This window comes from Maribacter cobaltidurans (genome assembly GCF_002269385.1).
Lineage (GTDB): Bacteria > Bacteroidota > Bacteroidia > Flavobacteriales > Flavobacteriaceae > Maribacter > Maribacter cobaltidurans.
The window spans coordinates 633,732-652,114 of sequence record NZ_CP022957.1 but is presented as its reverse complement, the minus strand read 5'-3'; the positions used below and the strand labels follow the sequence as shown (position 1 = coordinate 652,114).

18 protein-coding genes are annotated in these 18,383 nt (G+C 39.4%); 13 read left to right on the top strand and 5 right to left on the bottom strand.

The genetic code is table 11. The features are described 5' to 3' along the window. Positions 1-14: 14 nt before the first annotated feature. Both truA and CJ263_RS02760 read left to right on the top strand, forming a co-directional pair. Entirely contained in the window at positions 15-764 is a 750-nt protein-coding gene (gene truA / locus CJ263_RS02765) for a tRNA pseudouridine(38-40) synthase TruA (protein ID WP_094995865.1), read from the top strand. Continuing rightward, the gene (locus CJ263_RS02760) at positions 757-2,523 is read left to right on the top strand and encodes an ABC transporter ATP-binding protein (protein ID WP_094995864.1); all 1,767 of its coding nucleotides are present in this window, start codon (positions 757-759) and stop codon (positions 2,521-2,523) included. The genes truA and CJ263_RS02760 overlap by 8 nt, the downstream gene beginning before the upstream one ends. Before the next feature lies 1 nt (position 2,524). On the opposite strand, the gene CJ263_RS02755 is transcribed toward CJ263_RS02760, so the two are convergent. Genes CJ263_RS02755 through folP form a run of 3 tightly spaced genes read right to left on the bottom strand, consistent with a single transcriptional unit; the run spans position 2,525 to position 4,989 of the window. Further along, positions 2,525-3,325: a DUF3667 domain-containing protein gene (locus CJ263_RS02755; RefSeq protein WP_094995863.1), complete on the bottom strand. Its 801-nt coding sequence runs from the start codon at positions 3,323-3,325 to the stop codon at positions 2,525-2,527. Continuing rightward, entirely contained in the window at positions 3,325-4,110 is a 786-nt protein-coding gene (gene cdaA / locus CJ263_RS02750) for a diadenylate cyclase CdaA (protein WP_094995862.1), read from the bottom strand. Before cdaA ends, CJ263_RS02755 begins: the two co-directional genes overlap by 1 nt. A gap of 54 nt (positions 4,111-4,164) precedes the next feature. After that, a complete protein-coding gene (folP, locus tag CJ263_RS02745) occupies positions 4,165-4,989 on the bottom strand; it encodes a dihydropteroate synthase (RefSeq protein ID WP_094995861.1) in 825 nt (274 codons plus the stop codon). Positions 4,990-5,086: 97 nt separating this feature from the next. Here folP and CJ263_RS02740 point away from each other — a divergent pair, with 97 nt between their 5' ends. From CJ263_RS02740 to CJ263_RS02720, 5 genes are all read left to right on the top strand, one after another. Further along, complete coding sequence (locus CJ263_RS02740) at positions 5,087-5,632, top strand: DUF1599 domain-containing protein (protein ID WP_094995860.1); 546 nt, start codon at positions 5,087-5,089, stop codon at positions 5,630-5,632. A gap of 9 nt (positions 5,633-5,641) precedes the next feature. Continuing rightward, on the top strand, positions 5,642-6,736 hold the full coding sequence (locus tag CJ263_RS02735; protein ID WP_094995859.1) for a BT_3928 family protein: 1,095 nt from the start codon (positions 5,642-5,644) through the stop codon (positions 6,734-6,736). A gap of 39 nt (positions 6,737-6,775) precedes the next feature. After that, the gene (tpiA, locus tag CJ263_RS02730; RefSeq protein ID WP_094995858.1) at positions 6,776-7,525 is read left to right on the top strand and encodes a triose-phosphate isomerase; all 750 of its coding nucleotides are present in this window, start codon (positions 6,776-6,778) and stop codon (positions 7,523-7,525) included. A gap of 64 nt (positions 7,526-7,589) precedes the next feature. After that, positions 7,590-8,426, top strand: coding sequence for a 50S ribosomal protein L11 methyltransferase (prmA, locus tag CJ263_RS02725; RefSeq protein ID WP_094999077.1), 837 nt, complete (start codon positions 7,590-7,592; stop codon positions 8,424-8,426). Positions 8,427-8,447: 21 nt separating this feature from the next. Then, positions 8,448-8,723, top strand: a complete 276-nt coding sequence (locus CJ263_RS02720; RefSeq protein WP_094995857.1) for an ATP-dependent Clp protease adaptor ClpS — start codon at positions 8,448-8,450, stop codon at positions 8,721-8,723. A gap of 376 nt (positions 8,724-9,099) precedes the next feature. On the opposite strand, the gene CJ263_RS02715 is transcribed toward CJ263_RS02720, so the two are convergent. After that, entirely contained in the window at positions 9,100-9,321 is a 222-nt protein-coding gene (locus tag CJ263_RS02715) for a hypothetical protein (protein WP_094995856.1), read from the bottom strand. Between the two features lie 257 nt (positions 9,322-9,578). On the opposite strand from CJ263_RS02715, the gene CJ263_RS02710 reads away from it, so the two are divergent. Then, positions 9,579-10,310, top strand: coding sequence for a ferritin-like domain-containing protein (locus tag CJ263_RS02710; RefSeq protein ID WP_094995855.1), 732 nt, complete (start codon positions 9,579-9,581; stop codon positions 10,308-10,310). Positions 10,311-10,337: 27 nt separating this feature from the next. Further along, positions 10,338-11,165, top strand: a complete 828-nt coding sequence (locus tag CJ263_RS02705) for a ferritin-like domain-containing protein (RefSeq protein ID WP_094995854.1) — start codon at positions 10,338-10,340, stop codon at positions 11,163-11,165. Positions 11,166-11,239: 74 nt separating this feature from the next. Here the strand turns inward: CJ263_RS02705 and CJ263_RS02700 are convergent, their stop codons facing one another. Further along, positions 11,240-11,959 carry an NUDIX hydrolase gene (locus CJ263_RS02700; protein ID WP_229702340.1) on the bottom strand — a complete coding sequence of 240 codons (720 nt, stop codon included), beginning with the start codon at positions 11,957-11,959 and terminating at the stop codon, positions 11,240-11,242. Positions 11,960-12,414: 455 nt separating this feature from the next. Between CJ263_RS02700 and CJ263_RS02695 the strand changes: the two genes are divergently transcribed. The 4 genes from CJ263_RS02695 to CJ263_RS02680 are packed head-to-tail and all read left to right on the top strand — an operon-like array spanning position 12,415 to position 18,364. Then, a complete protein-coding gene (locus CJ263_RS02695) occupies positions 12,415-13,974 on the top strand; it encodes an alpha-N-arabinofuranosidase (protein ID WP_094995853.1) in 1,560 nt (519 codons plus the stop codon). A 9-nt stretch (positions 13,975-13,983) separates the two neighbouring features. Then, positions 13,984-15,963 (top strand): glycoside hydrolase family 127 protein, encoded by a 1,980-nt coding sequence (locus CJ263_RS02690; protein WP_094995852.1) that lies wholly within the window; start codon positions 13,984-13,986, stop codon positions 15,961-15,963. A 19-nt stretch (positions 15,964-15,982) separates the two neighbouring features. Further along, a complete protein-coding gene (locus CJ263_RS02685; protein ID WP_094995851.1) occupies positions 15,983-17,659 on the top strand; it encodes a ribulokinase in 1,677 nt (558 codons plus the stop codon). A gap of 3 nt (positions 17,660-17,662) precedes the next feature. After that, entirely contained in the window at positions 17,663-18,364 is a 702-nt protein-coding gene (locus tag CJ263_RS02680; protein ID WP_094995850.1) for an L-ribulose-5-phosphate 4-epimerase, read from the top strand. Positions 18,365-18,383: the final 19 nt, after the last annotated feature.

Below are 18,383 nucleotides of genomic sequence, written 5' to 3'. Positions count from 1 at the left end.
ACTAATGTATCCCATTGAGATATTTTATTCGGTTTTCATACTTCGGAAAGATGTACCATGGATGGCAAAAGCAACCCAATGCCATTACCGTACAGGAAATTTTGGAAGAAGTTTTGACTAAATTGTTGAGAGACAAGATTGAAATTGTGGGGGCCGGAAGGACTGATGCAGGGGTTCATGCCAAGGAAATGTTCGGCCATTTTAATGTTGATCCAATCAGTGATATTCAAAACCTCATTTATAGAGTCAATGCTTTTCTACCTGATGATATCGCTGTTCAAGAAATTAGGTCCGTGCAGAATGAAGCCCATGCCAGGTTTGATGCTACAGCGCGTTCATATGAATATTGGGTTTGCCAGGAAAAAAATCCATTTTATAGGGATACTGCTTACTATGTAAGAACACCCTTGGATATTGATTTAATGAACCAAGCGGCAACTTTGTTATTGGGAAAGCAGGATTTTGAGTGCTTTTCCAAATCAAAAACAGATGTGAGGACCTACATTTGTAATGTTACTTTAGCGAAATGGGTTCTTGAAAATGACAAATTGGTCTTTAAGATTACCGCCGATCGTTTCCTAAGAAATATGGTTAGGGCGGTGGTCGGAACCCTTCTGGAAGTGGGTTCAAAGAAATACCCACCTAGCCATGTTAAGGCTATCTTAAAAAGTAAAGATAGGTCAGAAGCCGGTGTTTCTGTACCGGCAAAAGGACTATATTTGACATCGGTTATCTATCCCAAGACTATTTATAAGAATGAGTGATAATACGGGCAACGCCTTTGATACACATCTTTTTAAACGCTTGATGAGGTATACAAAGCCTTATAAGCTGATTTTTTATGTTGTGGCAGTTTCGGCCATTCTATTGTCCGCCTTTGCGGTTCTTACTCCTATTTTATTGAAGCAAATAATTGACGACGCCATTAAGGGTAGTGATGCCGATAAGTTGTTGTATCTTACCTTGGCCATGCTAGGAGTATTATTGGGCCAAGTTATTTTTCAGCTACTCTTCAATTATTACGCCAATTGGTTGGGGGAGTCGGTCATTAGGGACGTTAGGATAAAGCTTTTCAGAAAAATATTGGGCTTCAGAATGAAGTATTTTGACACCTCTTCTTTGGGTGTATTGGTCACCCGGGCGGTAGCGGATATGCAGAGAATAGGGGAAATTTTCAGCCAAGGATTTTTTGTCATTGTGGCCGATTTATTGAAGATGTTTGTGGCTGCAGGTGTTATGATATACATCAATTGGAAGTTGGCCTTATTGGTTTTTTCCCTGCTTCCCATTATCCTGTATGCAACAAGATTGTTTCAAAAGGCTATGAAAGTAGCGTTTACCGAGGTTCGGGCAGAAGTTTCCAACTTAAATTCCTTCGTACAGGAGCGTATTACAGGGATGAAAATCGTACAACTGTTTACAAGGGAGAATATTGAAAGTAAAAAATTTAGGGAAATCAATGAAAAGCATCAAAATGCTTGGTTAAAAACGGTTTGGTACAACTCTATTTTTTTTCCCATAGCTGAAATCGTATCCTCCATAACCGTGGGACTGGTAGTATGGTATGGCGGACTACAGAATGTCGCCAACATTACCAATGATGTTGCCGGTACTGTTTTCGCTTTCATTATGTTGATTGATATGCTGTTTAGGCCCCTAAGGCAGATAGCGGATAAATTCAATACCTTACAAATGGGTATGGTAGCGGCCAATAGGGTCTTTAAGATTTTGGATACGGAAAGCGCTATTGATGATACCGGTAAGGTTGAAAAGCGTGAGGTAAAAGGCAATATCGAATTTAAAGACGTACGATTTGGATATTTGGAGGATGAAGAGGTATTGCACGGAATTTCCTTTGATGTGAAGGCCGGTGAAACGGTGGCTATTGTGGGAGCAACGGGGGCTGGAAAATCCACTATCATTAATTTATTGAATCGGTTTTACGAGATAAATTCAGGAAAGATATTAGTGGACGGTGTGGATATAAAAGACTATAAACTGGCTTCGCTTAGGTCACATATTGCCATAGTGCTTCAAGATGTTTTTCTTTTTGCAGATACCATTGCAAACAATATATCTTTAAAGAACCCTGATGTAACGGTTAGTGATATTGAAGCAGCGGCAAAAGCCATTGGTGTGGATGAGTTTATTACCAGTTTGCCTGATGGTTATGAATATAATGTAAAGGAACGGGGCACTATGCTTTCCAGTGGGCAGCGTCAATTAATCGCCTTTTTACGGGCCTATGTAAGCAAACCTAGTATTTTGGTTTTGGACGAGGCCACTTCTTCAATCGACACGTATTCGGAACAATTGATCCAGAAGGCCACGGAAAAAATTACTGAGGGAAGAACCTCTATCGTTATTGCCCATCGATTGGCTACCATAAAAAAGGCAGATAAGATTATTGTTATGGATGCGGGAAAAATTGTGGAAATGGGAAGTCACAAAGAACTATTGAAAAAGGACGGTTACTACAGAAGTCTCTACGAAGCCCAGTTTTTGGCCGAGGAAGTTGCCTAATTTATTTGTGCTGTATATTTTGAAACATATCTGTAAAAGCTAGAATATATAGGGTAGATAAAACAACAATTCCCACGAACAAAACACATAATATTATAAGGAAAAATATAAGTTTTATGAGCGTTTGTTTCCAGTTGAGTAGATATATTTTATAATATACCCAGGTGAAAAATAATATTTGGAAAATAAGGTTGAAAAAGGAAATATAATAAAGCAGTTTTGAGTTCCAAATAACAAGAATATACAAGGAATTGACAATAATTGACATTTGGGAATACCCATAAATAACTATTATAAAATGTTCACTAAAATTGAATTGTTTTTTGTTGATAAACACCAATTTAGAAATGAATGCTAACAACGGAAGCATTGCAATGTAAAAGAGGCTTTGGTATTTGAAAATATATTTATTGATGGTTTTTTGAAGATCCAAAGCGAACTTATCTGATTCTTTGATAGAATCAGCATCTGGATATAAAAAACTAAAGTCCAAGGCATCTGGGAAGAACTCCGTGGATAAATAAACAAATAAACCACCAAGGGTAATTGCTATTGTAAAATAACTTATTGGGTTTAGATATTTTTTCCTTACACCATTTAAATAGCCAACTATGACCTTATCAGGTTTAGTAAGAAGATGTTTAAAGGTAATAAGAAAGGTGTTGTCGAGATTAAAGAATCTTTCCGTAGCATCATGCCAAAGATTCTTTATTGTAAGCCTATTGCGTATCACTTTCGCTCCGCAGTCTGGGCAATAACTATAATCCGTTCTCAAGCTATTGTCACAATTCTTGCATTGCATTACACCAGATCTTTTTTCAAAAGTGTTATGAGTTGTGCACTCGATTCGAACAGAATAAATTCCCCATTTTTAATATAGGATATCTGGCCGGTTTCCTCGCTTACCACTAAACAAAGGGCATCTGTTTTTTCCGTGATACCTATCGCCGCCCTATGTCTAAGCCCATACCTTAAGGGAATGTTTCTTTCGTTGGTCACGGGTAGAATTACACGGGTAGCCACAATAAAATTGTCTACGATAACGGCTGCACCGTCATGTAAGGGGCTATTTTTATAAAAGATACTTTCAATTATCGGCTGGGTTACTTCAATATTCATTTTATCGCCGGTGTTCTTTATAAAATCTAGTGAGTTACCTCTTTCAATGACCAGAATGGCACCCGTCTTTGAGGCCGACATTTTTTCACACGCTTTTACTATCGCTTCAACATTTATACTAGTGGTGTCACCCTCTTGATTTAGAAACTTAAAATGTTTTATAAAGTTGCGTTTGTTGGCAAAATTGGTGGACCCGATCATCAATAGAAACTTTCTTATTTCTTGTTGGAATACAATGATCAAAGCAATTAGCCCAACCTGCATGAAGGCACCTACGATGCTACTAATCATCTCCATTCCCAATAACTCGGTAAGTTTCCAAAATGCCCAAACGATTACGATACCTATAAAAATATTGATGGCCGCGGAACCACGTACCAATTTGTAGACATAATATAGAAGTACGGCAACTAATACGATATCGAGAATATCCGTAATCTTAAAATCGATAAAATTTAAAAAATCCAACTATTGCCGTTTATGTAAAATTAACAAAAATAGATAAACAAGTCCGCCAAAAGATCAAGCCGTTAATTGCTTGTGAATCTTGATACATTCCATGGCTTCGCCTATATCGTGTACTCTTAAAATATTAGCTCCTTTTTGCAAAGCGAGCATATTGAGGGCCGTTGTTCCATTAAGTGCATGGTGTGCGTCCGTTCCTAATAATTTATAGATCATGGATTTTCTACTTACTCCCACCAAAAGGGGCTTTTCTATCATTTTCAACAAATCCAATTTATTTAGGAGCTCATAATTTTGCTCCAGGGTTTTGGAAAAACCGAAGCCGGGATCAATAATTAAATCTTTGATTCCCTTGGATTTGGCAACAGACAATCTTTCAGAAAAATAAAGGATAATATCCCGTACCAAATTATCATAGGAGGTCTTTTTCTGCATGGTTTGGGGATTACCGCGCATGTGCATCATTATGTAAGGGATATGGTTTTCTGCGATTACATCCAACATGGACTCGTCCATAAATCCGGCAGAAATATCATTGATCATAGAGGCGCCAATAGCAATAGCCTCTTTGGCGACATGGGCTCTAAATGTGTCGATGGATATCAAAGCTTCAGGAAATTGACCTAAAATAAGTTCAAGAACAGGGAGTAAACGCTTACACTCCTCATCGGTACTTACCTCTTCTGCTCCAGGTCTTGAGCTATACGCTCCTAAGTCTATGAATGTTGCGCCAAGCGAGAGCATATTCTCAACATGGAGCAAAATGTCCTTTTCCTTTCTAAATTTTCCGCCATCATAAAAGGAATCTGGAGTAAGGTTTAAAATACCCATCACCCTTGGAGTGGTCAAATCTATGAGTTTACCCTTACAGTTTATCGTCATACTTATAATTTTACTCTTGGGACAATTTTAAGTTTGCACACCCAGTCTTGATGGTTACAAAATTTTAAGCGAAATTTACACAAATTAGAATAACCGAATGCAAAAAACGGAAGCGCAGTATAATGCCGTAATTAAGGTTTGTCAGGATTTATTCGAAAAAAAGATGCTTGATTATGGTTGTGCCTGGAGGATTCTACGTTTACCTTCCTTAACGGATCAAATCTTTATAAAAGCGCAGCGGATCAGGGGACTTCAAGAAAATGCGGTGCGCAAGGTGGACGAGGGAGAGATTTCTGAGTTTATAGGAATCATCAACTATTCCGTAATGGCTTTGATACAACTGGAATTGGGAGTTGCAGAACAACCAGACCTAGATCCGGAAAATGCCGTTTCCCTGTATAAAAAGCACGTGCACCATACCAAAGAACTTATGCTCAATAAAAACCATGACTATGGTGAGGCTTGGAGGGATATGCGGGTCAGCTCCCTGACGGATTTGATACTCCAAAAGTTGCTTAGAGTGAAATCCATAGAGGACAATAAGGGAAAAACCTTGGTTAGTGAAGGAATAGATGCCAATTACCAAGATATGATCAATTATGCCGTATTTGCTTTGATTCACTTAGGTTTGGCAGAAAATTAAAATGAAACTATGAGATATTTGATTGGAATCGTTAGAATATTTGTTGGTGTACTTTTTGTCATCAGCGGTTTCATAAAGTTGAACGACCCCGTGGGTTTTTCGTTTAAACTGGAAGAATATTTTAGTCAGGGTGTTCTCAATCTGCCTTTCTTTGAGCCCCATGCATTGACCATTTCCTTGGTCGTTGTCATATTCGAGGTTCTTTTGGGTGTGCTCCTGATTTTGGGCCACAAGAGAAAGTTTACCCTGTGGAGTCTATTGGCAATGATCGTATTCTTCACCTTTCTAACTTTTTATTCGGCATACTTTAATAAGGTAACGGATTGTGGATGTTTTGGTGATGCCATCAAATTAACACCCTGGGAATCCTTCACCAAGGATGTGGTCCTTTTGGTGCTCATTCTTTTATTGTTTTACGGCAAAAAATACATTACACCACTTTTTAGGCCTTTTTTGACAAAGGTACTGGTGGCAATTTCCGTTTTGGCATGTATTGTCTATGCTTACTATGTGTTAAATCACTTGCCCGTTATCGACTTTAGACCTTATGAAATAGGAAAAAATATCGAGGAGGGTATGGGTATTCCAGAAGATGCCCCAAAACCCATTTATGAATATGCGTGGAAATTCAAAGTGGATGGAGAGGAACAGGTAATCGTTACCAATGGTGATTATCCTACCATAGATGGGGAATTTATTGGGGTGGAAACGGAAGAGATTCAAAAAGGCTATGAGCCGCCGGTGCATGATTTTACTATCGAGCAGGATGGGGAGGACTTTGCCGGAAGTCTCTTGCAGGAGCCTAAACTGGTTATGGTCATTGCCTATGATCTTAGAAAGGCCAATTTGGACGCTTTTTCGGAAATTAAAGAAGTTACGGACATGGCAATTGATAAAGGTTATAAAGTAATTGGTATGTCTGCTTCCGGACCTGACCAGACAAAGGAGTTGAAAACGCAATATGATTTGGATTTCGAATTCTACTTTACAGACCAGACAACCTTAAAAACCATTGTAAGGTCCAATCCGGGAGTTTTGGTTTTGGAAAAGGGGACCATAGAGCAAAAAGTGCATTACAACGATTTGGATGAGCTTGAATTTTAAACGAATTGATAAATTAAATACGAAATAAACTGATATAAAATGAGAAGTAAAATAGTAGCGGGAAACTGGAAAATGAATAAGAATATGGAAGAAACCGAAGCCTTATTGATAGAATTATCGGCAAAACTTCCGGATACACAAGCTGAGGTCATGGTTGCACCCACTTTTGTTAACCTAGCGGCCGCGGTTCGTAATCTTGAAACTTCTCGCATTGAGGTCATAGCACAGAACATGCACTTTGCTGAAAGTGGGGCATACACCGGAGAAATTTCTGCGGATATGCTTCTTAATATTGGCGTGGATACATGTATCATTGGTCACTCAGAAAGAAGAGCCTATTTTGGGGAAACTGATGAAATATTGGCCAAAAAGGTAAAAACCGCCTTGGAAAAGGGGATAAGGGTTATGTTTTGTTTTGGTGAAGAGTTGGAGGACAGAAAATCGGGCAACCATTTTAGTGTGGTTGAAAGCCAGTTAAAGAACGCATTATTTTCCTTGGAAAGTTCCGATTGGAGTAAGATTATATTGGCCTACGAACCCGTATGGGCCATTGGAACCGGAGAGACGGCATCCCCGGAACAAGCACAGGAAATGCATGCCTTTATCCGCAAAACAATTTCAGAAGCCTACGATAGTGCTGTAAGCAACAATGTATCCATTCTATATGGAGGAAGCGTAAAACCGGGCAATGCGGAAGAGATTTTTTCAAAGCCGGATGTTGATGGTGGCTTAATTGGAGGGGCTTCACTCGTTTCCGATGATTTTGTGGCAATTATAAACGCAATCTAGGACACAACAAAATTTTGTTTTGGTTTAAAGGGTATCTATGGTACCCTTTTTAAATTTTAATGATATGGCAGAAAATATCTATATGGAATATCAATTCATCGTGGAACCGGTACAACCTGTTTCGGATATTCTGATAGCCGAACTGGGGGAGGTAGGTTTTGAAAGTTTTGTAGAGGAGGAAACAGGTGTTCTGGCCTACATTCAAAAAGGGGACTGGCATGAGGATATTCTTGAGGGAGTATCGATTCTTGAAAATACGGACTTTAAGATTTCCTATGAGGCAAAGGAAATAGAGCAAGAGAATTGGAATGCCACTTGGGAACAGAATTTCCAACCCATTTTGGTAAATGATGTTTGTATGGTAAGAGCTCCGTTTCATGAAAAGAAGGAAATTGAGTACGATATCATTATTGAGCCAAAAATGAGCTTTGGCACGGGCCATCACGAAACAACCCATATGATGTTACAACATATACTGCATTTGGACCTTGAGGGTAAAACAGTATTGGATATGGGCTGTGGAACAGGGGTTCTTGCCATTTTAGCCTCCAAACGAGGCGCAAAAAAAATAGATGCTATTGATATTGATAATTGGTGTTATTTGAACTCTTTGGAAAATGTGGAGCGAAATGGGATTCATAACATTTCGGTTTTGGAGGGGGATGCAAGTCTTTTAGACGGTAATAAATATGACATTATCATTGCCAACATCAATAGAAATATACTCTTGAAGGATATTCCCAAATACAAGCACTCTTTAAGTGAAGGAGGTGTACTTCTGGTCAGTGGTTTTTATCGGAAAGATTTACCTTTGATTTCCGAAAAGTGCCATGAATTAGGTCTTCGGATCGAAAAAAACATTGAAAAAAACAATTGGGTCGCCGCAAAATATGTATTTTAGGGAATAGTTAAATCGATAGTAATGAGCACTAAAGAAAAAATTTCCGAAGAGCTCCTTTTAGAGGAAGAGACCGTCAAACAAAATGAAATCGTACTTTTTAATGACGATGTAAATACATTTGACCATGTAATTGAAACACTTATCGCTGTCTGTGACCATACTCCGGAACAGGCGGAGCAGTGTTCCCTGATTGTGCATTATAAAGGTAAATGCACTGTAAAGACTGGCGAGTATTGTGACTTGGAACCCCAATGTTCAGGACTGCTCAATGCCGGTCTAAGTGCTGAGATTGTTTAGTTCTGAGAATGTTTTTTACGGAAGTCTAATGTTTTATAATCGGCTGCCAATCCAAAGCAAGGGGTCAATGAACATATAGATACATAATGACTATAGCCATAGTAAAGCAAAAGAAAGCAAAAAACAACAAAGGAAACTTCAATATAAAATTGAGCCACGAATCCAAGGGCTTTAGAGGTCTTTGTAGAAATGAACGGATTCTCTCCATCGTTCACAAGTGCTTTAGACCTTCAAAGATGAATATTAAGATTTAATCCTTTCGAAAAAATTGACAATCGGGCAATTTTCTTGACAATTGACCCAATTAAAGGAGAGACAGAGTTTAGTATATTAAAAAACCCCATTATGGGGTTTTTATTTTATATTGATGAAGGCCTTATACCAAAGGAACACCGTTCAATCGTTTTTCTATTTTTTTCTTCTTTTCGGTCAAACGTTTCATAACCTCCATTAATTCGGGGTCCTTGGTTTCTTTATAGACCTCGTTGATACTTAATATCAAGGCTTTGGCTTCTCTGGACGCTTCTACCCTATCACTGGTGGACATGTTGCTCATTTTTCGACTTTCAAATTCCTGAGCTTTTTCAAGTAAATCCATTAATCTTTTTTTTCAAAGTTAGCATAATATTCAAATTAAGCAATTCTTTGACAATAGTATGTAATTATAGTATGATTAGTTGGGCGTATTTATGATGAATTTAACTTTTAGGAGGAAATGTGGACCTTTGGATTTAAAGTAGTTAGGTCTTCATATCGGTTTAACAGTCTATCCGGCTTTTTTAATCTTTTCTTAACAACTCTCCGTTTCATTGCTCGTAGGTATTGGTAGAAGTATAACCTAAAAATAGAGTTATTATGAGTAAAAAAGTTATCAAAGTTGAAATAAACAAAAAAGTAAAAGATCGTCGAAGGTTTTTGCGAATAAGCGGATTGGGGGTCTTGGGGGCTAGTCTTCTGGTGGCCTGTAGTGACGATGATGAAGGAATGGCACCGATTCCACCTACCGGTGGTAATATTTTTGATTTAGGTTCTGGCGATTTGGGAGTTTTAAATTATGCCTATGCGCTAGAACAGTTGGAGGCTGATTTTTATACTAAGGTGGTAAATTCCTTTTATGCCAACATTTCTGATGAGGAAAGACAGGTATTGACTGATTTATACAACCATGAAGTAAATCATCGAGATTTTTTTAAGGCGGCGATAACGGCTGCCGTTGGTGAAAATACAGACGCAATGCTTCCTACATTGGAATTTGATTATGGTTCTTTGGATTTTTCCAACCGGGATGCTGTTTTAGGTACGGCAAAGGTTTTAGAGGATACAGGGGTAGCTGCGTATAATGGCGCGGGAAGGCTTATTTCCGATCCAAATTATTTGCTTATAGCAGGTAAAATTGTTTCCGTGGAAGCGAGACATGCCTCTGCGATAAGAACATTGATTAACCCAGGTAGCGCAGACTTTGCCGGCGATGATGTAGTTACCGTAGATACTGGTTTGGATGTAGCTTTAAACCCATCGGACATTTTGGCTGCAGTAGGTGATACAGGATTTATTACAACACCGTTCACCGCAAATAATTTACCTTAATCATTAACAAAAAAATAAAGATACATTATGAATATTATAAAATTTTTGGATGAATTTACTACTGATAATCTGTTAGAAGGTAAATCATCTAGACGAGAAGTTTTTTCAAAATTTAGTTCAATATCCAAAAAAGCGGCCATTGCGGCGGTGCCATTCGGATTGGCATCTATACCAAAGAAGGTAAATGCTCAATCCATGAGTGCGGATCCTATTGGAGCTTTACAGCTTGCACTTACATTGGAATATTTGGAAGATGAATTTTACGATTTAGCATTACAATCTGGAGTTTTGCCATCTGGAAGACCGGAAACGGTTTATATGCAAATTTCTAAACACGAACAAGCCCATGTGGACTTCTTAATTGCTGGCCTAGAGGGAGCAGGGGTAATGCCTGTAGAAAAACCTACATTTGACTTTACCGTCGGTGGAATGTTCGACCCCTTTAATGCTAATGGTGTCGGTCAAGATATGGCTTATGCCCAGTTATTGGCATTGGCACAGGCATTTGAGGATACAGGTGTAAGGGCGTATAAAGGACAAGCCGGTAATTTATTGGGTTCAGATTTTTTAACTCCGGCTCTACAGATACATTCGGTAGAAGCAAGGCATGCTTCTGAAATAAGAAGATTGAGGGGGCTAAAAGGTTGGATTACCAATAATGACAGAGGAATGGGAATGCCGGAAGCTACACAAGCAGTCTACGATGGTGAAGAAAATGTTATGCAGGGAGGGTTGGATGTTACCACATTAGGCTCTGGTGACCCATTTAGCATGGGGGCTTCAACCGAAGCTTATGACGAACCATTGACTGGTGAAGATGCAACAACCATTGCAAGTCTATTTATTGTTGACTAATTTTCATAATTAGATTAGGTTGTAGGGGTATTCTAAAATAGGATACCCCTTTCTGTTTTCTGATAAGATGGATTTCAAATTTTAAAATTGAATCCATCTTCCACTTTCCGCTTATATTTTTCTTCATCGAACTTGAAAAGAAAAGCACCTTTTTTGGAGGAGCTCATGTCTTTTTCGTCCAATTTTATAAGGATATGGAACGAGTTGAACTTACTAATGAAATTTCGCTTATCCAGTTTTTTGCCTAGTATAGCTTCGTATAATTTTTGTAATTGACGCATGGTGAACTTTTCAGGGAGTAGCTCAAATCCAATGGGCTTGCTAAGCGCTCTTCGTTTCAACCGGGCAATGGCCCTATCTACCATTTCGTTATGATCGAAGATCAAAGTTGGGGCATCCTTTAAAGGGAACCATTGCGCTGAATTTTGTTTGATAAGCTCTTTGTCGTGTTTTGCGATATCAATAAGGGCATAATAAGAGACGGAAAGAGTTCGGTCCGCCGGATCCCTATCTACCTTGCTATAAATGTATAGTTGCTCCATGTATATATCATGAAGTCCGGTTAAATGATGAAGCACCCTCACGGCCGCTATGTCAAGATTTTCTTCCTTTTTTAAAAACCCACCTATCAAAGACCATTTGCCTTTTTCTGGTTCAAAATTTCGCTTGACCAGGAGTATCTTTAACTCCTCTCTATCGAAACCAAAAATGATACAGTCAACCGCTAGTAGAACTTTATCTTCGTTATCATAGTTGGCAAGAGCCAATATTTCTTTCTGGTCGGGATTTTGCAATTTTATGGTTGTATTGGTAAGTTCTTCAAAGGCGAAAATTAGTCAAATTCATCCTATTTTCATATTAATTTTCTGCCTGAAGTACGTAATTAAAGAAAATCAGGTCGTTAAATTATGCATATTGCACTATTGAGCTTGGAAAATTCAAATATCTGCTGTTTATTTACACGTGTTAAAAATACACTTTTGATTTTCAATTTTGAAATGGGAAAATCATTAGTTCTGTAAGATATATAAAAATTAATATGCTTTTTTGTTATTCAAAGCACAAATCCTATAATTCATGAATTTTGGATTATAAGTTTGATTTTAGTTAGAACTAATAGAGTTTTGCCTGCATTATTAAAGTGTATGTCTTTTGAAACTGTAAATTTAGAGTAATTAGCAATCTGGTCTAGCTAGATATGATTCTGTATATAGGAAAGAATAACCATTAAACAATTTAAGAACATAGTATGAGAACATTAAAAGTCTATTTGCTTATTGCCATGTCATTTTTTATGGGCACTGGCGTTTCCATGGGACAAGCTACAAAAAGCACTATTGAAATCGGGAAGATGGAAGATGCTCCTACCATTAGTAAACATATTTACGGACATTTTGCAGAACATTTGGGCAGATGTATCTATGAAGGATTCTACGTTGGCGATAACAGTATGATACCCAATACGGAAGGGGTGAGAAATGATATAATCGATGCGCTAAAAGAGCTTCAGATACCCAACTTACGTTGGCCCGGCGGTTGCTTTGCCGATACGTATCATTGGAAAGACGGTATAGGTCCGCAGGAGAATAGACCAACTATCGTAAATACTTGGTGGGGAGGAGTTACTGAGGACAATAGTTTTGGAACCCATAACTTTTTGAATCTTTGCAAGGTGCTTGAAACGGAGCCTTATCTCTCCGGAAACGTGGGCAGTGGTACGGTACAGGAATTGGCGGATTGGGTACAGTATACGAATTTTAAGGGGAAAAGCCCCATGTCCGATTTAAGACGCGAGAACGGTAGGGATGAGCCATGGACCGTTAAATTTTGGGGAATTGGAAATGAGGCCTGGGGATGTGGAGGTAATATGCGTCCGGAATATTACGCAGATATCTATAAAAAATATGTCACTTTCATGTCAGACGCAGACGTTGAGGGAGGACTTTACAAAATTGCTTCTGGTGCCAGCAATGACGATTATAACTGGACGGAAGTACTTATGAAAAATATACCCAAGAACATGTTGCAAGGAGTTGCCCTGCACCACTATTCCGTTATTGATTGGAGTGCCAAGGGTTCCGACGTAGATTTTACGGAGGACCTATATTTCAAGACCATGAAGGAATCTTGGCTGATGGAAGAATTGATAGTGAATCACACCGCAATAATGGACAAATATGATAAGGAAAAGCAGGTAGATCTTATCGTAGACGAATGGGGCGGATGGTACGAGGTTGCAGAAGGTACCAATCCCGGGTTCCTGTATCAGCAGAACACGATGCGGGATGCTATGATTGCCGGCATGAACCTTAATATTTTCAATAATCATGCAGATCGTGTAAAAATGGCCAACCTTGCCCAAACAGTGAATGTGCTACAAGCCGTAATTTTGACCGATAAGGAGAAAATGATTCTGACTCCTACATACCATGTGATGAACATGTACAAAGTGCACCAGGATGCAAAACTAATTCCGCTTTCCTTTGAATCTCCTGAATACACCTATGAGGGAGAAAGCCTTCCCGCAATCAATGCTTCGGCATCGATAGACGATGCAGGAAAGATTCATTTATCCATCGTAAACATAGATGCCCATAAAGAGAATACGGTAACCATCGATTTGAACGCCTTGGGAGTTAAGAAAATCACTGGGGAAATATTGATGTCTGATAAATTACAAGACCATAACACTTTTGATAATCCCAATAAAATTGAACCCAAGGAGTACAAGGGTTTTACCTTTAAGAAAGGAGTTTTGGAAGTAGAATTGCCTGCCTTTTCCGTTATCGTATTGCAAGGAAGCAAATAATCCAACAGTATGAAAAAGAGTAATTATATTTTTGTTAGTCTTATTTTTTGTCTTTTCATAATTTCCTGTCAAAAGGAAACAAAAGAGGAGGTAGCTTCTGTCAAGAAGGAAGAGGCGTCAGGATATTCTATAACTCCGGTGAACATTCAAAATGTCAAGTTGACGGACGAATTCTGGCTCCCCATTATTAGGAGGGTACAGGAGAAAACCATTGAATACGCCATTGAAAAATGTGAGGAAGAAGGGAGATTCGATAACTTTTTAATCGCTGGTGGCAAAATGGAAGGTTCTGTACGCGGAGTAATGCCTTTTGATGATTCTGACGTATATAAAATTATAGAAGGAGCCTCTAACTCTTTGATCAGTTCCCCAAACCCGAAATTGGAGACTTTGTTGGACTCCTTGGTGGGAATTATAAAAATTGGACAGGAACCCGATGGATATTTAACCACTTGGCGTACCATAGACCCCTATAAACCGCCCGCTACTTGGGTAGAGGTAAAGGAAGGTAAAAGATGGGAATCGCTTGCGGCAAGCCATGAGCTTTACAATGCCGGCCATATGTACGAGGCTGCCGTAGTACATTATAAAGCTACCGGAAAACGGAATTTCTTGGATATCGCTATAAAAAATGCCGATTTAATGGTGGAAACCTTTGGTGAAGGAGAAGGTAAGATAGCCGCTGTGCCAGGACATCAGATTATAGAAACCGGACTCATCAAATTATATGAGGTTACAGGTAAAGAAGACTACCTTGATTTAGCCAAGTATTTCTTGGATAATAGGGGCAACCCAGATAATCACGAACTCTTCGGTCCCTATTCACAGGATCACGTTCCTGTTATAGAACAGGATGAGGTTGTGGGACATGCAGTTAGGGCCGTTTATATGTACGCCGCCATGACAGATATTGCAGCAATCAAAAATGATTCGGCCTACCTGAACGCTGTGGATAACCTATGGGACAATATGGTGAGCAAAAAAATGTACATCACCGGCGGGATAGGTGCCAGACATGACCAAGAGGCGTTTGGTGACAATTATGAACTTCCCAACTTAACCGCATATAATGAGACATGCGCCTCTATCGGCGATGTGTATTGGAACCATAGATTGTTCAATATGTCCGGGGATTCTAAGTATTACGACGTTATAGAACGAACTTTATACAATGGATTAATCTCTGGTCTCTCCCTGAGTGGTACAGAGTTTTTCTATCCAAATGCCCTGGAGTCCGATGGAAAATATGAATTTAACCAAGGGGCTGCAACCAGAAAATCGTGGTTCGATTGTTCTTGCTGTCCAACAAATGTCGTGCGGTTTATTCCTGCCATGCCAGGTCTGATTTATTCAAAAACCGATAAAGATATTTATGTGAATTTGTATGCCTCGAATGAAGCTACCGTAGACCTACCTAATAGTAAAGTTCAAGTTACACAAAAGACGAATTATCCTTGGGATGGTAACGTGGAGATACATGTACAGGCCTCCCAAGCTGATAATTTCAATCTTAAAATTCGTATACCCGGTTGGGCGAATAACGAAGTGCTTCCTGGTGGACTTTATGATTATGTGAACAACGTATCGGATAAGGTGGAGGTTTATATCGACGGCCAAAAGGAGGTCATCAATTCTTTGGATGGCTATGTGACTCTTTCCAGTGAAAAAGTAAATGGAAAAACAATTCAACTTAAATTTCCAATGGAAGTTAGAAAGGTGGAGACCTCCGATAAAGTTGCCGAGAATAGAGGTAAAATTGCCTTGGAATATGGCCCTTTGGTCTATGCAGTTGAGGAGATTGATAATAAGGGGAAATATGATGGGATAACCATCCCATCAAATAACGACTTTAAAGTTCAAATGGAGCCGAATCTTTTAGGGGGTGTAAATACAATCCAAGATGATAACCTTAAAGCGATTCCCTATTATGCCTGGTCTAACAGAGGAGTTGGTAAAATGAAAGTTTGGTTGGATAGCTCGCCGAAATAACAAAATAGAAAAGCTAAAATTGAAAAATAATTACGTAATTGGATTGGATTATGGCTCAGATTCCGTCAGGGCTGTGCTTATTAATTCTCAAAATGGTGACGAGATAGCATCTGAAGTATGTTGGTATAGTCGGTGGAAGGATAATAAATATTGTAATCCGTCAATAAACCAATTTAGGCAACATCCTCTTGACCATATAGAAGGTTTGGAGAAAACGGTGAAGGCCGTTATGGCTAAAAGCAACATAGATTCAGCCGATGTCAAGGGAATATGTATAGATACGACAGGTTCTTCTCCTGTCCCATTGGATAAAGATGGCACACCATTGGCCTTGGTGGAAGGATTTACCGAGAATCCAAATGCGATGATGGTCCTCTGGAAAGACCATACGGCTATAAAGGAGGCCGAACAAATCAACGAACTTGCTGTTACTTGGGGAGGTGAAAATTTCACAAAGTATGTAGGTGGTATTTACTCTTCGGAGTGGTTTTGGGCCAAAATATCCCATGTTGTAAAAGAGGATCCGGGTGTTAAGGAGAATGCCTATACCTGGATGGAGCATTGCGACCTGATGACTTATTTACTTATCGAGAATAAGGACTTGAAATCATTTAAGCGCAGTCGATGTGCCGCAGGTCATAAGGCGATGTGGCATGAGAGCTGGGGGGGATTACCTCCTAAAGAATTTTTGGAAAAGCTCCACCCATATTTGGCAGATTTAAGGGATAACCTTTATGATGAAACCTATACTTCAAACGAAATTGCCGGTAATCTCAGTACAGAATGGGCAGAAAAATTAGGTCTTACGACGGATACCGTTGTTGCCGTAGGAACTTTTGATGCACATTCCGGTGCTGTAGGAGCCAAAATTGACGAACACGCTTTGGTTCGCGTTATGGGTACTTCTACTTGTGATATCATGGTAGCAACAGACAAAGAAATCGGAGGAAATACCATTAAAGGAATTTGTGGACAAGTAGAAGGTTCCGTAATACCGGGATTGGTCGGCTTAGAAGCCGGACAGTCCGCTTTTGGGGATTTATTGGCATGGTTTAAGGATGTCCTTTCATGGCCCATAGACAATTTGGTTTTGACTTCGGACATTTTATCGGAAGAGCAGAAAATCGAGTTAAAGAAAGAAATAGAAAGCGATTTTATTAAAAAATTATCGGATGCGGCGGAGGTCATACCTTTGTCGGAAAGCATACCAACGGCATTGGACTGGATCAATGGCCGCCGTACCCCGGATGCGGACCAAAACCTTAAAAGTGCTATTTCCAATTTATCTTTAGGGAGTAAGGCTCCACACATTTTTAAAGCTTTGGTGAATGCCATCTGTTTTGGTTCCAAGAAAATTGCCGACCGTTTTCAAGAGGAAGGGGTAGAAATAAACTCGGTAATCGGTATTGGTGGTGTGGCAAGGAAGTCACCTTTTATCATGCAAACGCTTGCGAATGTCATGAATATGCCCATAAAAGTAGCCGAGTCGGACCAAGCACCGGCACTGGGGGCAGCTATTTATGCAGCTGTTGCCTCTGGAATTTATCCGAATGTTGTGGAGGCCAGTAAGTTTATGGGCAGTGATTTTGAAGCTGAATATTTTCCACAAGAAAATACCTTGGATACCTATAGCGAGTTGATGGAATCCTATACCGACTTGGGAGATTTTATCGAAAATTCAATCAAAAATAAATAAGAAATGAGTTCAAAATACCAAGCACTTAAGCAAGAATGTTTTGAGGCCAATATAGCCCTGAACGATTTGGGTTTGGTAATCTATACATTCGGCAATGTAAGTGCGGTGGATAGGAATAATGGTGTTTTTGCCATTAAGCCCAGTGGAGTGCCTTATGAGAAACTGAAACCTGAGGATATTGTAATCTTGGATTACGATAATACTATAATCGAAGGGGAAATGAGACCTTCATCGGACACTAAAACCCACGCCTATTTATATAAGAATTGGGAGCATATTGGTGGTATAGCACATACGCATGCTACATACTCTGTCGCCTGGGCCCAAGCCCAAATGGACATTCCTGTATTTGGGACCACCCATGCGGATCATTTAACCGCTGATATACCCTGTGCGGAACCCATGAGAGACGACCTTATTGCTGGAAATTATGAGCATAATACGGGTATTCAAATAATCGATTGTTTCAATGAACGTGGGCTTTCATCGGAGGAGGTTGAAATGGTCTTGCTAGGAAACCACGGTCCTTTTGCATGGGGCAAGGACGCGGCCAAGGCAGTATATAATAGTAAGGTGTTAGAAACGGTGGCCCAAATGGCTTATCTAACCTTGCAAATTAACCCCAAGGCTCCAAGGCTTAAAGACGCCTTAATCAAAAAACACTACGAACGTAAGCATGGAAAAAATGCCTACTACGGACAATAATAACTAACAACAGATTTAT

What these genes read in the sequence shown, in the direction of transcription:
- CJ263_RS02760 (WP_094995864.1), top strand. Translation starts at nt 757, where the DNA reads ATGAGTGATAATACGGGCAACGCCTTTGATACACATCTTTTTAAACGC.
- CJ263_RS02755 (WP_094995863.1), bottom strand. Translation starts at nt 3,325, where the DNA reads ATGCAATGCAAGAATTGTGACAATAGCTTGAGAACGGATTATAGTTAT.
- folP (WP_094995861.1), bottom strand. Translation starts at nt 4,989, where the DNA reads ATGACGATAAACTGTAAGGGTAAACTCATAGATTTGACCACTCCAAGG.
- CJ263_RS02740 (WP_094995860.1), top strand. Translation starts at nt 5,087, where the DNA reads ATGCAAAAAACGGAAGCGCAGTATAATGCCGTAATTAAGGTTTGTCAG.
- CJ263_RS02735 (WP_094995859.1), top strand. Translation starts at nt 5,642, where the DNA reads ATGAGATATTTGATTGGAATCGTTAGAATATTTGTTGGTGTACTTTTT.
- tpiA (WP_094995858.1), top strand. Translation starts at nt 6,776, where the DNA reads ATGAGAAGTAAAATAGTAGCGGGAAACTGGAAAATGAATAAGAATATG.
- prmA (WP_094999077.1), top strand. Translation starts at nt 7,590, where the DNA reads ATGGCAGAAAATATCTATATGGAATATCAATTCATCGTGGAACCGGTA.
- CJ263_RS02720 (WP_094995857.1), top strand. Translation starts at nt 8,448, where the DNA reads ATGAGCACTAAAGAAAAAATTTCCGAAGAGCTCCTTTTAGAGGAAGAG.
- CJ263_RS02715 (WP_094995856.1), bottom strand. Translation starts at nt 9,321, where the DNA reads ATGGATTTACTTGAAAAAGCTCAGGAATTTGAAAGTCGAAAAATGAGC.
- CJ263_RS02710 (WP_094995855.1), top strand. Translation starts at nt 9,579, where the DNA reads ATGAGTAAAAAAGTTATCAAAGTTGAAATAAACAAAAAAGTAAAAGAT.
- CJ263_RS02705 (WP_094995854.1), top strand. Translation starts at nt 10,338, where the DNA reads ATGAATATTATAAAATTTTTGGATGAATTTACTACTGATAATCTGTTA.
- CJ263_RS02695 (WP_094995853.1), top strand. Translation starts at nt 12,415, where the DNA reads ATGAGAACATTAAAAGTCTATTTGCTTATTGCCATGTCATTTTTTATG.
- CJ263_RS02690 (WP_094995852.1), top strand. Translation starts at nt 13,984, where the DNA reads ATGAAAAAGAGTAATTATATTTTTGTTAGTCTTATTTTTTGTCTTTTC.
- CJ263_RS02680 (WP_094995850.1), top strand. Translation starts at nt 17,663, where the DNA reads ATGAGTTCAAAATACCAAGCACTTAAGCAAGAATGTTTTGAGGCCAAT.